Below are 13,671 nucleotides of genomic sequence, written 5' to 3'. Positions count from 1 at the left end.
TTGTAAAAGCCTTTCAAGGGGTGGCTAACGCCACGGATTTAATAAGACAAATTTGAGGCAAATAAGGGGAACCCTACGAAGTAGGTGCTTCAGGTGGGTCAAGGGTTACATTCCAAATTTTCTCCGCAAAACAACCATTTAGGTTGTTTTGCTATTGCGAAAATTTTATTAAAAATCCCTAGGTTATGCCTAGGGAAGATTAATTACACAAGTACAGAAGCGATAAAGCCAAATGCGACAGAAAAAGCAATGGCTAAAACACCAGGGATTAAGAAGGCGTGATTAAATACATATTTACCAAGTCTTGTAGAGCCTGTATCGTCCATTTGAACCGCTCCAAGAAGTGTAGGATATGTAGGCAATACAAATAGCGCTGAAACAGCAGCAAAAGATGCAACTAGCATATAGGCATCGCCTGGATTAGTAGCACTGATACCAAGAGCTGCTATAACCACTGGAGTGATAGCTTTAGCAGTAGCTGCTTGAGAGTATAAAAGCATAGCCGCAAAGAAGAATATAACAGCAAGTAGCGAAGGAACAGCCTTAACCCAATCTCCAGCTAGAGTTTTGATCTCTTCTGTATATCCACCGACAAATGTATTTCCAAGCCACGCAACACCAAGAACACAAACGCACGCTACCATACCTGATTTAAATACGCTAGTATCAGCTACTTTGCCAACTTCAATTTTACAAAATATTGTAATAAATGTAGCCACACCAAGCATAAAGCTCATAATAGCGGCATCTCTAGGCACCACGACATTTTCTATAAGAACTGGCTTACCGCCTACTTTTGAGATCGCTGTAGCGTATAAAACCACTAGTAAAACGCCAATTAAAAATATACCAACAGATAGTCTAGCACCTGGTTTTAACTCTTTATTTTGAACGCCTGTTGAAGGTTTGACTAAACCTTGAGCTAAACGCTCTTGATAGACTGGATCTTTGCTTAGATCAAGATTAGAAAATAGAGTGATTATCAAAGCAGTAAGCATACAACCAGCAAATGTAGTTACTAGCCATAATCCAATCAAAGTTGGATAGCTCCAACCAAGTGGCTCTAACACGCCAGTCATATATACAACAGCCGCACTAACCGGACTAGCTGTAATTGCGATTTGGCTTGATACAACTGCGATTGATAGCGGAGCTGAAGGCTTGATATTTTGCTCTTTAGCAACCTCAACGATAACTGGTATCATAGAAAATGCCGTATGTCCTGTCCCAGCTAGAATTGTCAAAAAGTATGTAACAGTCGGAGCTAGGAAATTTATATATTTAGGATTTGAGCGTAAGATTTTTTCTGCTATTTGAACTAAATAATCCAAGCCGCCAGCAAGTTGCATAGCTGAAATAGCGGCAATAACACTCATAATAATCAAGATAACATCCCAAGGGATTGCTCCTGGCTTCATACCAAGACAAAGACCTAAGATAACAACGCCGATACCACCAGCGTAACCAATACCAATTCCACCAAGGCGAATACCTACAAAGATAGCGCCTAGTAAGACCACGATTTGTAAAATTAATACAAAATCCATAAAACTCTCCTTATAATTTATCTGCTAGATAGCTCTAGTAGATTTGAATTTAAATTTATATTATTTCTCGCCCATATGCGGATTAAGCATATTTGCAGGGGTTAAAATTTTATCAATTTCTGCTTTTGTTAAATATCCACGCTCTAGACATATATCTGCTACGCTTTTGCCTGTTTGAAGGGCTTCTTTAGCGATACTTGCTGATTTTTCATAGCCGATATATGGGTTAAATGCTGTAACGATACCAATAGAGTTATAGACAAAATCGCTACAAATTTTCTCATTAGCTGTAATTCCATCGATACACTTATCAGCTAGAGTTTTCATAGCTTTTTCTAGCATAATAATTGAGTTAAATAGGCTATAAGCCACAACTGGCTCAAATACATTTAGTTGTAATTGACCGCCTTCGCAAGCAAATGTTACGGTAACATCAGCACCGATAACTGAGTAGCAAACTTGATTTACCACTTCAGGGATAACTGGATTTACCTTTCCAGGCATAATAGAGCTACCTGGTTGCATTTTTGGTAGATTTATCTCATTTAGACCGCATTTTGGTCCTGAGCTTAGAAGTCTTAGGTCATTACATACTTTTGATAATTTTGTAGCTACCCTTTTTAACACACCAGAAATTTGGACATACACGCCAGTATCTTGAGTGGCTTCTATCAAATCTTCTGCGACTTGATACTCATGGCCTGTTACCTCTCTTAATTTTTTCTCTACTACTTTTGGATAGTCTGGATGAGAGTTGATACCTGTACCTATCGCAGTTCCGCCCAAATTTACTTCTAATACTAGCTTTCTAACTTCTAATATCCTCTCAATATCTTCGCCTATCATAACTGCAAAGGTTTTAAACTCACGCCCTAAGGTCATAGGCACCGCATCTTGAAGTTGCGTTCTACCCATTTTTAGCACATCTTTAAACTCCTCAGCCTTTCTCTCATAAGATTTTTTAAGGTATCCCATAGCTGTGGCTAAATCAGTTAAATAATCATGTAGTGCTAAGTGAAGTGCTGTAGGATATGCGTCATTTGTGCTTTGGCTTAAATTTACATGGTCGTTTGGATGGAGGTATTGATACTCGCCTTTTTTATGACCTAAATGCTCTAAAGCGATATTGGCTATAACTTCATTAGCATTCATATTTGTTGAAGTTCCAGCTCCACCTTGGATCATATCTACTACAAATTGATCATAATATCCACCAGCTAGAATTTTATCGCAAGCTGCTATTATAGCACTCTCTTTTTCCTTATCTAAAAGACCTAATTCGCAGTTTGCCATCGCAGCTGCTTTTTTAACTCTTGTGATAGCACGGACAAATCTAGGGAAATTTTTTAACCTATCGTGAGAGATATTGAAATTTTCAACAGCTCTAAATGTTTGGACGCCATAATAGACATCATCACTAATTTCTAACTCGCCTATAAAATCGTGTTCTTTTCTTGTACCCATTACTTCTCCTTTGATTAATGATTTCAAATAGAATTTTAACGCCTTGTAACTTAATATATTTTTAAAATCGGTAAAAATCATCTGAAATAGTGAATTTATGGGGGTAAAATTCTATTTAAAAATTTTATCAAATATAATATTTTTGCTATTTTTAAAATATATTTTTTAAAAATATTTAATATAAAATAAAATTAAATTTATTTTAAGCTAAGCCCATAAAGAGTAAATTTATGAGCCTTATATCTTAGTTACTTAGTAAAACGGAGATAAATTTCGTTCTTGGGTTTGCATCTAGGGCGATTTTGATACTCATAGTTAGTGGCACAGCTAAAAACATTCCGCCAATCCCAAATACAAATCCCCAAAAAAGCAAACTTAAAATCACAACAAGAGTCGATATTCCAAGTCCTTTGCCTAAAAATTTAGGCTCTATGAAATTTCCAATAGCCACATTTACCATCAAATAGATAAGCGTAAGCCATAAAGTTACGCTTAGACCATTTACTGCTAGGCTTACTAAAATTGCTGGGATTGCTGCTATGATGGAGCCAATTGTTGGTATGTAATTTAGTATAAAAGCTAAAATCGCCCAAAGCAAGGCGTGAGGCACATCAAAGAGCACTAAAAATCCCCACACAATCACGCCAGTGGCGATAGATGAGATGGTTTTGATGGCTAGGTAGCGTTTTAAATTTGATATAAATGTATTGGCTATATGAAGTGTAGTTGGGTCTTTGGCGGCAAAATAGGCAACTTTATCTTTAAAAATTTGAGACTCAAATAAGATAAAAGCTAAAAGCAAAAAGACTAAAAAAGATTGCGTAACAAGACTTCCTGTTTGAAGGAGTAAATTTGATGTGGTTGTAATCAATTTATCTATATTTATAAAGCTTAGTATATTATTGCTTATATCAATATCTGCTTTATCTTTAACATAAAGTATAAGATTATCTATAAATATATCAATTTTGGTCTTATAAAGTGGCAAATCGGTGCTAAATTTCAAAATTGCTGAAGCGACTACACTGCCTAAAAACCAAAGCCCACTACCGCAAATTCCAATCAAAATTATAAAGGCAAAGAAGCGGTTAATGTGAATTTTACTCATAAGCTCTAAAATTGGGTAAATAATAATAGCTATAAAAACTGCAAGTAAAAATGGCACCACAATAGAACTAGCTAGGCTAAGTCCGCCAATTATAATAACAAAACTAGCAATCGCAACTAGATTAAATCTCAAATTTACTCCTTTATCTATGCCAAAATACCAGCGTTTTGTAGCTTTTGACTTCTTTTAAGAGCGTAGATTCTCTCATTATTTACTAAATCATACTTCCATATGGGGGCATTTGCCTTAAAATCCTCTACAAATTCATTTATGAGATTTAAGGCGACTTTTCTTTGCGGGCTACAAACTCCAGCTATAAAGCTCGTCTCATGCACAGCCACATCCCCTTTGCTATGAGCCATTAAAATTATGGCATTTTGAGCCTTTGCTTTTTCTTGCCAACGATCAAACCACGATTTTAAAATCGGCTCATATAGATCAAAGCTAAGTCCCTCTATCCCGCCTTCATCACGCACCACGCCCACAAAGCTCATAATGGCTCCATAATTTTTTAGCTTATTATCATTATACCAGCGGTTTGTAATCTCATTAGCATTTAACGCTCCATCATATAGCTCCATTTTAGCCCCCACAAACTGGTGGTAAAATGCAGATTTTATCGCCAGTTTTTAGCTCTTGATTTATATCGCTTACTATCTCATCATTTAAGGCTACAGCGCATAGCTCTAGCCATTTTGAAATTTGAGAATTTTGAGATAAAATCTCTTTTAACTCAGCTAAATTTTTGACTTCCAGCTCCATCGCATCAACGCCAATTGGCCCTAAAAATTCCACTTTTACCATAGATTTCCTTTAAATTTTAATTGATATAGTTTTGTAATTTATATAATTTACAAAGGCTCCATTTTGGATTTTGACATTTTGTCTTTTTGTGTAATCAACCTCATAAACTCCAGCTGATTTGGTGCTAAATTTCACGCATAATTTTGCTGCAAAGAGTGCTACTTCATCGCTTAAATTTTGCTTATTTGATTTTATTATCACATGGGTGCTAGGGCGGTCTTTTAGATGAAACCAAAAATCATCTTTTTTGGCATTTTTTAGTAAAAATTCATTCCCTTTTTGGCTTTTTCCAAGGCTGATTTTATAGCCATTGATATAGAAATTTTCTACTAAATCGCTAAATTTATCTTGGCTTTTTTGCCCTTGCTTTTTAGGCGATAAAATCTCTATTTCGCTTATATCGCTACTTGAGCTTATCGCATTTTTTAAGGAATTTAAAAACTCTAGCTTGGTTAGTAAATTCTCTTTTTGAATTTCGATATTACTTGCTTTTTGCCTTAATTTTTTACTAGTTTTAAACATCTCATTTGCAGCTATTTTAGGCTGAGTATCTATCTTGATTTTAACCTCATTTCCAGCATAATCAATAAGCTTTAAATCACGCTCATAATCGCTTAAATTATGTAAATTTGCAATTATCAAATTTCCCATTTCATTAAGCTCTTTGGCTCTATTTTCTAGCTCTTGGCTGGTTTCTAAGATGGATAAATTTCTATTTAAAATCTCAATTTTTTTATCTAAATTTGCGATCTTATTTGCCTTTAATAGATTAAGATTATTTAGAGTGATTTTGCTAAATTCATCTATAAAATATCTATCAAAATCCTCTATAATTTCACTTGGTTTCTCTTTTATCTGAATTTGATCAAGCAAGGTTAGAATTTTACCAACCTTTATGCTCCTTTTGGCATTCTCAAAGTGGCTAAGGGCTTCTAGAATTACCCCATTTTCATCGCATATTATCGCATTGGTAAATCGCCCTGTAAATTCCAGATAAAGGGTGCTAATAACCTGCTTATATGAGCCACTAAAGGCTGTTTTGATAGCGAGTATTCTATTATTTGGTAAGGTCTGTATGCTTAGGATTTTGGCTGAATTTAAACGCTTTTTAAGCAAAATATCAAAAGGGGCTTTATACTCTTTTATCTGAATTTGATCGCTTTTATAGATAGATGAGTGGGATTTATTTAGATCAAATATCAGCTCATAACTCCCATCAAATTTAATCGCAATCATCAAATCGCCAACTCTTTTTATGGTTGAAATTTTATTAAATTTTGACAAAAACTCTGATATTTGGGTTAAAATTTTATATTTCATAAGCACGATTATACCAAAATTTTGCTACAATTCAATCACGAAATTTGGTTAAAATTTAAAGGAAAGATATGAAACAGACAATAACAGAAAAAATTTTTAGCGAGCATGTAGGCAAAGAGGTATTCGCAGGGCAGATCGTAGAGAGCAATATAGATATGGTTATAGGTAACGACATTACCACGCCAATATCCATAAAAGCATTTAGACAAAGTGGTGCTAAAAAACTTGCTAATCCAAAAGGCTTTGCTATAGTGATGGATCACTACATTCCAGCAAAGGATATAATGAGTGCAAACCAAGCTAAGATTAGTAGGGATTTTGCTTATGAGCATGATTTACCAAATTTCTTTGATGAGAAAGATATGGGTATAGAGCACGCTTTAATGCCTGAAAAAGGTCTTGTAGTGCCAGGAGATGTGATAATAGGCGCTGATTCTCATACCTGTACTCATGGGGCCATTGGTGCGTTTAGCACAGGTATGGGAAGCACTGATTTAGCATATGCGATGATAACTGGCAAAAACTGGTTTAAGGTGCCTCCTACGATTAAGGTTGAGTTTATCGGCAAACCAGCAGAGCATATATATGGCAAGGATTTGATACTAGAGGTTATCCGCCAAATCGGAGTAGATGGAGCTTTATATAAGGCGCTTGAATTTACAGGCGATGCTATAGCGTATTTAGATATGGATAGTAGATTTAGCCTTTGTAATATGGCGATCGAAGCTGGTGGTAAAAGCGGTATAATCGCAGTTGATGATGTGACTAAAGAGTTTTTAAGCAAGGTAAATTTAAGAAGCGAGCCTAAAATTCACTATAGCGATGAGGGTGCAAATTATGAAAAAATCCTAACAATAGATGTAAGCAAACTAGAACCAGTAGTAGCATATCCATTCTTGCCAAGCAATGGCAAAAGCATAAGCCAAGCTGTTAAAGATGATATTAAAATAGATCAAGCCTTCATAGGTAGCTGCACAAATGGTAGATTAAGCGATTTAAGGATCGCAGCAAAAATCCTAAAAGGCAAAAAAGTAGCCAAACACACAAGATTAATAATCACCCCAGCCACACAAAAGATCGCCCTTACAGCACAAAAAGAGGGTTTAATGGATATATTTGTAGAAGCTGGAGCGGTAGTAAGCAACCCAACTTGCGGGGCTTGTCTTGGTGGATATATGGGGATTTTGGGCTCAGGCGAGAGATGCATTAGCACTACAAATAGAAATTTCGTAGGTAGAATGGGCGATAGGACAAGCGAAGTCTATCTAGCTAATTCAGCAGTAGCCGCAGCTAGTGCAATAGCTGGAAAAATCGTAGATCCAAGAGATATATAAGTGCAAAATGCATTGATACTAGCAGGGGGCAAAAGCTCTAGAATGGGTATGGATAAAACCATGCTGGAGTTTAGAGGCTTTGCTAGTATCACTCATTTTTTATATGATAGGTTAAAAGTAGTTTTTGATGATATTAAAGTAGCCACAAAACAGAGTAAATTTAATCCATCTTTGCCTATTTTGCTTGATGGGTTTGATGAGTTTGCGCCTATTTTTGTAATAGCAAATTTAGATAAACACTATCATAATCCAGTATTTATAATAGCAGCTGATACACCGCTAGTAGAGATCAAAACCATATGCGAATTATCAAATTTAAATAGCCCATTAGCCTTAGCAAGTGATGGCAAGCATCTACACTATTTATGCGGATTTTATCATCCTAGCGTTGCCATAATAGCTAGACAGATGATCCAAGATGGGGATTTAAGATTATCAAATTTAGCTAAAAAATGCGGTTTTAAGAGTTTGGAATTTGAAAATTCCAAGCAGTTTTTTAATATAAATACCAAAGATGAGTATGAAAAAGCTAATATTTGTAGCTCTATTTCTTTTCTATAATCTTGCCTTTGGTGCGGATAAATTATATCAAAAGGCCTTAGAATTCGAAGCTAATGGCGATAAGGAAAACGCATTAAAATACTATAAACTCTCAGCTCAAAAATCTCTAAATTTAGACGCCAAACAGCCACCACAAACCACAACGCTTAAGAGCGATGAGCTATTTTGGGGGATTAGTGCTTATCATCTTAACTACTTTATGCCTCTATCATACTCCAGTCCAAATAGCCTAAAAAAGAGTATCTCAAGCCAGTTTCAAATAAGCCTTAAAAAGCTGATTTTTGATGATTTATTAGGCTTTGATGAGCGTTACTATTTTGCTTATACTCAAATTTCGTGGTGGGATCTATACTCTGATTCGGCCCCATTTTATGAGACGAACTATCAGCCTGAATTATTTGTAGAAATCCCGCTTAATTACCCAAATTTAGCCAATCTCAAATTTGGCTTTTTACACGATTCTAATGGCAAAGATGATGAGCTATCAAGGTCGTGGAATAGGGTTTATGTGGCTGTTGATTTTAAGCTAGATAACCTTACAATCACCCCAAGAGTATATAAAAGAATTCCCGATAAAAAAGATGATAACCCAAAGATTCAAAACTACAAAGGCAGAGGCGATATAAATTTAGATTATCATATGGATAATGGCTCGATTTTCAAAGCAGTTTTTACAAATAATCTTAAATTTGATAAGACAAATAAAAGCTCATTAGAGTTAGGCTATCTATATCCTATTAAAAATGGATTTTATCTATATCTATCTGGATTTAGTGGTTATGCTAAGAGCCTTCAAAGCTATGATAAATATCAAAACGCCATAAATCTAGGCATAGCATTTACAAGATAACTACCTCGCACCTTAAGCTAATACCAAACATCTCCCAAACTCGCTCTTTGGCTAAATTTATAAGATTTAAGGCATCTTCAAATGTGCCACCACCATAATTTATCAAAAAATTAGCATGTTTATGGCTAAATCCGCACCCACCTATCCTAAATCCTTTTAGCCCAGCTGCCTCTATGAGCCTACCAGCATAATCCCCCTTAGGATTAGCAAAGCACGACCCAAAGCTAGCGCCATTTGGCTGATTATTACGCTTTTGGTTTAGATAATCGCTTAGCTCATCATCAAACTCTTTTGTAATCTCAAAATTCGCTTCAAATATCACACCATCAATATTTGAGCCTCTATATCTAAATTCGCACTCGCTACTACTTTTTAACCCTTTTGAGGTGGATACACATTTTAAATTTTGGCTGATTTCATACTCTTTTATCCCAGCATTCATAGTGATTAATCCGCCAAGCGTTCCTGGTATTTTTTTGATAAATTCAAAGCCACCTAGATTATTATCCTTAGCAAATTTATATATTTTCGCACTGCTAGTTTTAGCGCCGATCTTTAATACCCCATTTTTAAGCTTTATATAGTCAAATTTAGAGCCCAATATCCCCATTTTAGGCGGATTTGGCGATATTAAAATATTATTTGCTCCACCTATCATCACTCCATCAAACTCGCTAGTCTCATCTATAAGCTCAACTTCAAAAATTCCGCCGATTTTCACAGAGCTATACTTGCTAAAATCAATCTTCATTGTATAAATGTCGGTATCATATTTAAAATTCGCTCGGTAAAATCAATCATTTGGCTCATCATCCAAGGCATTAAAAATATAATCACTATAACGACCAAAATTATCTTAGGGACGAAGCTTAGCGTCATCTCATTTATCTGCGTTGTAGCTTGAAATATGCTAATTAATAGCCCAGCGATTAGCCCAGCCATTAGCATCGGAAGGCTGATTAATAAAGCTAGTTTGAAGGTCTCAACCCCAAGACCGATTAAATCGCCTTGCATTTAGCTATTCCTACTTTTTAGATACTCAACTGGAATGAAATTTGGCTCAGCCTTTATAAGGGTAGGGTAAAATCCACTCCCAAAGCCAATCTCAAAAAGCCTATTTAAGGCTCTTATCTGAAGTTCATTCATACTTATGGAGCTATCATTTGCGTATAAATTTAGATAAATTTCAAGCTTTTTATCATCTACACGAACTAGATTTCGCTCTAAAAGCATTTTAGAGAGTAAATTTTTATTATCATAAGCGATCTTAACAGCCTTAGTCAAAACCCTTTCGCACTCTATCGCATCAGTTAGCGGAAGACTTCTGCGAAGTGCCATTCCGCCAAGTGGCAATGGCAAACTCTCATCACCCCTAAGCTCGCACCAAATATCCCAAATTTCACGCTCCACGCAAAGCTCGCTACTAAATTCCAAAATGCTCTCATGTATCAGCACGCCAGCATCGACCTCGCCACTTAAAACCGCACCTTCAATATCCAAAAAATTCTTATAAACCACCCTAGCTTTTGGGTAAGCTATGCGAAATAGCATCGCATTTGTGGTATATTGCCCACTTAGTGCGACTTTAAAATTTGGCTTTAGATTAATCCCTTTTTTCTTTATAAGCTTTGGACCATACCCATCGCCAAAGCTCACAGCAGTCCGCAAAAGTGCGTAATCTTCGTAAATGAAAGGATACAACCCAAAGCTAATCGCACTAGCGTCGAATTCGCCCTTTAAAGCACTTTTATTAAGCGTTTCTATATCATCAGCCTTAGAGTTAAATCTCAAAATTTCACTATCAACCCAGCCCAAATTTATCGCACTATACATAAAAATATCATCAGCATCAGGCGAGTGGGCTACATTTATATTTTTCAAATTTATCCTTTATATTTTGGCTAATCTTACTTAAATTTAGCTAAATTTTTAATATATCGCCGTATCAAAAATATGGCTTACCTTGCCACCAAAATGGATAGTTTGCCCATCAAATCTAAGGCTTAAAATCTCCTTGCTTTTAGGCATTACACTAGCCTTTTTATCAAGCCCAAATCTCTCAAATCCGGTAAAAAACGCCGCAGCCATTCCAGTCCCACAAGCATTTGTCTCATTCTCCACACCACGCTCAAATGTCCTAACTAAGAGTATTTTACCATCAAATTTAGCATAATTTACATTCGCATTATACTTTTTACGCATCGCCTTACAAATCTCTAAATCAAATTTAGCCAAATCATCTACAAAGCTCACTAAATGTGGCACCCCAGTATCATAAAAGCTCCACTCAAGCCCCATCTCATAAAATGGCTCACTTAGCCTTTTTGGCTGACTTAATGCGACTTCTACGCTATTTTCATTAGTGGTAGCTCGGATAATCCCAGCGCCAGTTTCAAAGCTACAACTATTATCACAAATTTGATTTTTATAAGCATATAACGCAGCCGCACGGCTACCATTGCCACACATCGCAGCCTCGCTCCCATCGCTATTGTAAAACTCCCACGCAAAATCACTATCACCTTTAGAACGCTTAATGATGATTAGCCCATCAGCACCCACACCATTAAATCTATCGCACAATCTAACGGCCAAATCACTGCGGTTAATACTATAAAATTTAGCATTATCAATAGCTTGAAATATGATAAAGTCATTACCACTTGCGTTGTATTTTGAAATTTGCATAAATATCCTTAAAGAAAAATGCGAGATTTTAGCATAAAATAAATTCAAATTCGCTTTTTTTCCTTCCTGCTTAAATATTTAACTTCGCTAGAGCCAAGCTAGTCTTTGCGACAAGGAGCTACGCTCCCTTGACCCACCTCTTGTGTTTTACACTCTCTTTGAGAAAGTCCCTACTTTGTAGGGTTATCCTATTTTTAACTTCGCAGGTCAGCAAAGCCGACCTTTGCGACCAAAGGTGAACCTTTGGAAACCCCTAAAGTCCCTACTTCGTAGGGTTACCCTATTTGGTTTAAATTTGTTTTATTAAATCTGAGCTTTAGCTCAGCAACATTGAAAGGCTTTTACAAGGGGTTGGGGGTTGTTAAAAAAAAAGGGGGGGGGGAAGGGTAAGGTAGCTTTGCTCTTATGTTTCGTAGTGCCGTCAAACGATAGTTAGTATCGTTTGACTATTGCACCACTCAACTGCCAAAAAAGCATCCCCCTTCCCACTTAAAATTCTTAACTTCGCATGACAACAAGTCGCCGTTTGCGACAAAATTTTCGCAACAAAAAACTCGAAGGAGTTTTTGGCGAAAATTTGGAGTGTAACCCTTGACCCACCTCTTGTGTTTTACACTCTCTTTGAGAAAGTCCCTACTTTGTAGGGTTACCCTTAAAAAGAAAAAGAATTTCTTTTATATTTAAATTTTTATAAAAATCTAAAAAATTCTTATTATAAAATTTTCGCAAAGACTAGCTTAGCTTTAGCGAAATAAAAATAATTTCTATTTTGGGTATAAAATGAGAATTTAAGTTATATTTAATTGACAAAAATTATTAAATATAATACAATTTTGAATATCTATGAAAATACTATAATAAAAGGTAAATAGGGGGGGGGTAGAGTGTGTCAAGTATTACATTTGGTAATGCCAAAGCATTTGTAAATTTCACTATTTTACTCGATCCTTGTCTTCAATGCTTAAAAAATCATTAATTTCTCTTATCGCTTCTCAAACTTATCTATTTGGTGCTTGGATAAATTTAACCCCTTGTGGGTGGGATGATGATTGTGCTATTTCTAGCGATGTTAGCGTTGAAGGTGTTTATGGTGTTGGTGGTGGCAAACTAAGTATAAATCAAGGTGCCACTATAACTAATAGCGGGTCTGTAACAATTTATCATAATGGTGATTTTGATATTGAAAATAGTGGTAATATTGTATTTACAGAAAATTCGAGTAGTAATTCTGGCATATACGCATTTACCACAAATGATTTAAATATAAACAATAGTGGGACAATAGAGAATAAATCATCCAATAAAGCTGCCATATTGGTCGGTGGTGGCGGTAAAATAAACAGCATTACAAACTCTGGCACCATAAGTAGCAATGGATATGGTATATTGAGTGGTTCAGAAGATTCAAACTTTGGAGTAGATAGCATAGGTAAAATAACCAACACAGGCACCATAAGCACTACAAGCGGACAAAATGCCATCTATGGATTTGGCACGATAGAGAGTATCGATAATAATCAAGGTGGCAAAATCACTGGTATAAATGTCTCAAATACGATTACAAATTTAAATAATTATGGGATTATAGAGGGGAATGTAGTAGCTAAAAAGATAACAAAACTAAATAACGCTGGAAGTATTAGTGGAGATCTTATAGTAGAAGATGAGATAGAAAGCGTAGATGGCACGGGGAGTATAGGTGGTAGATTTATACTTGCTGGTGGGGATAATAAAGATATTAGCATCAAGCATAATCTAGGTAGCGGATTTGTCATACAAAGCGATAAAGATAGGATCACAAATGAAACTCAGCTAATATCAAATAGTGCAGTGGCGTTTGAAGTTAATGCTAATGTAGGAGAGATAATAAATAAAAATACTATACAAAGCAGTGCTAATAAACCATCTTTACAAGTGGCATCTGACAAGGTGGTTAAGAAGCTAGAAAACCAAAGCACCGGTAAAATCTTAGGCGAAGAGGGGATTGTAAATAGC

14 protein-coding genes are annotated in these 13,671 nt (G+C 35.8%); 4 read left to right on the top strand and 10 right to left on the bottom strand.

Annotation, left to right across the window (positions count from 1 at the left end):
* Window positions 1–203 precede the first annotated feature (203 nt).
* The 6 genes from CSUIS19073_RS07425 to CSUIS19073_RS07400 all read right to left on the bottom strand — a co-directional run bounded on the left by CSUIS19073_RS07425 (window position 204) and on the right by CSUIS19073_RS07400 (window position 6,243).
* Entirely contained in the window at window positions 204–1,547 is a 1,344-nt protein-coding gene (locus CSUIS19073_RS07425) for an anaerobic C4-dicarboxylate transporter (protein ID WP_086242313.1), read from the bottom strand.
* 60 nt (window positions 1,548–1,607) lie between these two features.
* Entirely contained in the window at window positions 1,608–3,011 is a 1,404-nt protein-coding gene (aspA, locus tag CSUIS19073_RS07420; RefSeq protein ID WP_086237135.1) for an aspartate ammonia-lyase, read from the bottom strand.
* Between the two features lie 244 nt (window positions 3,012–3,255).
* Entirely contained in the window at window positions 3,256–4,251 is a 996-nt protein-coding gene (locus tag CSUIS19073_RS07415; protein ID WP_086237134.1) for an AI-2E family transporter, read from the bottom strand.
* Between the two features lie 14 nt (window positions 4,252–4,265).
* Window positions 4,266–4,700, bottom strand: a complete 435-nt coding sequence (locus CSUIS19073_RS07410) for a molybdopterin synthase catalytic subunit (RefSeq protein WP_086237133.1) — start codon at window positions 4,698–4,700, stop codon at window positions 4,266–4,268.
* A 1-nt stretch (window position 4,701) separates the two neighbouring features.
* On the bottom strand, window positions 4,702–4,923 hold the full coding sequence (locus tag CSUIS19073_RS07405) for a MoaD/ThiS family protein (protein WP_086237132.1): 222 nt from the start codon (window positions 4,921–4,923) through the stop codon (window positions 4,702–4,704).
* A 9-nt stretch (window positions 4,924–4,932) separates the two neighbouring features.
* Window positions 4,933–6,243: an NFACT RNA binding domain-containing protein gene (locus CSUIS19073_RS07400; RefSeq protein ID WP_086242375.1), complete on the bottom strand. Its 1,311-nt coding sequence runs from the start codon at window positions 6,241–6,243 to the stop codon at window positions 4,933–4,935.
* Window positions 6,244–6,311: 68 nt separating this feature from the next.
* Between CSUIS19073_RS07400 and leuC the strand changes: the two genes are divergently transcribed.
* From leuC to CSUIS19073_RS07385, 3 genes are read left to right on the top strand one after another with little or no spacing between them, the layout of a single operon-like run.
* A complete protein-coding gene (gene leuC, locus CSUIS19073_RS07395) occupies window positions 6,312–7,577 on the top strand; it encodes a 3-isopropylmalate dehydratase large subunit (RefSeq protein ID WP_086237131.1) in 1,266 nt (421 codons plus the stop codon).
* Complete coding sequence (locus CSUIS19073_RS07390; RefSeq protein WP_086237130.1) at window positions 7,578–8,138, top strand: NTP transferase domain-containing protein; 561 nt, start codon at window positions 7,578–7,580, stop codon at window positions 8,136–8,138.
* Window positions 8,098–8,988, top strand: coding sequence for a phospholipase A (locus tag CSUIS19073_RS07385; protein ID WP_086242314.1), 891 nt, complete (start codon window positions 8,098–8,100; stop codon window positions 8,986–8,988). The genes CSUIS19073_RS07390 and CSUIS19073_RS07385 overlap by 41 nt, the downstream gene beginning before the upstream one ends.
* On the opposite strand, the gene CSUIS19073_RS07380 is transcribed toward CSUIS19073_RS07385, so the two are convergent.
* From CSUIS19073_RS07380 to dapF, 4 genes are read right to left on the bottom strand one after another with little or no spacing between them, the layout of a single operon-like run.
* Entirely contained in the window at window positions 8,978–9,739 is a 762-nt protein-coding gene (locus CSUIS19073_RS07380; RefSeq protein ID WP_086237128.1) for a UDP-N-acetylmuramate dehydrogenase, read from the bottom strand. The two genes, CSUIS19073_RS07385 and CSUIS19073_RS07380, sit on opposite strands and share 11 nt — an antisense overlap.
* The gene (gene fliQ / locus CSUIS19073_RS07375; RefSeq protein ID WP_086237127.1) at window positions 9,736–10,002 is read right to left on the bottom strand and encodes a flagellar biosynthesis protein FliQ; all 267 of its coding nucleotides are present in this window, start codon (window positions 10,000–10,002) and stop codon (window positions 9,736–9,738) included. Before fliQ ends, CSUIS19073_RS07380 begins: the two co-directional genes overlap by 4 nt.
* Complete coding sequence (locus tag CSUIS19073_RS07370) at window positions 10,003–10,869, bottom strand: menaquinone biosynthesis family protein (protein ID WP_086237126.1); 867 nt, start codon at window positions 10,867–10,869, stop codon at window positions 10,003–10,005.
* 48 nt (window positions 10,870–10,917) lie between these two features.
* Window positions 10,918–11,676, bottom strand: a complete 759-nt coding sequence (gene dapF / locus CSUIS19073_RS07365; RefSeq protein WP_086237125.1) for a diaminopimelate epimerase — start codon at window positions 11,674–11,676, stop codon at window positions 10,918–10,920.
* A gap of 957 nt (window positions 11,677–12,633) precedes the next feature.
* On the opposite strand from dapF, the gene CSUIS19073_RS07360 reads away from it, so the two are divergent.
* Window positions 12,634–13,671: hypothetical protein (locus tag CSUIS19073_RS07360; RefSeq protein ID WP_337212265.1), on the top strand; the 1,038-nt coding region annotated here is incomplete at its 3' end.

The sequence above is a fragment of the Campylobacter sp. RM19073 genome (assembly GCF_024723495.1).
GTDB classification, from domain to species: domain Bacteria; phylum Campylobacterota; class Campylobacteria; order Campylobacterales; family Campylobacteraceae; genus Campylobacter; species Campylobacter porcelli.
Note: the sequence above shows the minus strand (reverse complement) of the source record. Positions and strands in the feature narration are given on the sequence as shown.

Excerpts from the sequence above, each read along its gene's own strand:
- CSUIS19073_RS07425 (WP_086242313.1), bottom strand. The coding sequence starts at position 1,547 with ATGGATTTTGTATTAATTTTACAAATCGTGGTCTTACTAGGCGCTATC.
- aspA (WP_086237135.1), bottom strand. The coding sequence starts at position 3,011 with ATGGGTACAAGAAAAGAACACGATTTTATAGGCGAGTTAGAAATTAGT.
- CSUIS19073_RS07410 (WP_086237133.1), bottom strand. The coding sequence starts at position 4,700 with ATGGAGCTATATGATGGAGCGTTAAATGCTAATGAGATTACAAACCGC.
- CSUIS19073_RS07405 (WP_086237132.1), bottom strand. The coding sequence starts at position 4,923 with ATGGTAAAAGTGGAATTTTTAGGGCCAATTGGCGTTGATGCGATGGAG.
- CSUIS19073_RS07400 (WP_086242375.1), bottom strand. The coding sequence starts at position 6,243 with ATGAAATATAAAATTTTAACCCAAATATCAGAGTTTTTGTCAAAATTT.
- leuC (WP_086237131.1), top strand. The coding sequence starts at position 6,312 with ATGAAACAGACAATAACAGAAAAAATTTTTAGCGAGCATGTAGGCAAA.
- CSUIS19073_RS07385 (WP_086242314.1), top strand. The coding sequence starts at position 8,098 with ATGAAAAAGCTAATATTTGTAGCTCTATTTCTTTTCTATAATCTTGCC.
- CSUIS19073_RS07380 (WP_086237128.1), bottom strand. The coding sequence starts at position 9,739 with ATGAAGATTGATTTTAGCAAGTATAGCTCTGTGAAAATCGGCGGAATT.
- fliQ (WP_086237127.1), bottom strand. The coding sequence starts at position 10,002 with ATGCAAGGCGATTTAATCGGTCTTGGGGTTGAGACCTTCAAACTAGCT.
- dapF (WP_086237125.1), bottom strand. The coding sequence starts at position 11,676 with ATGCAAATTTCAAAATACAACGCAAGTGGTAATGACTTTATCATATTT.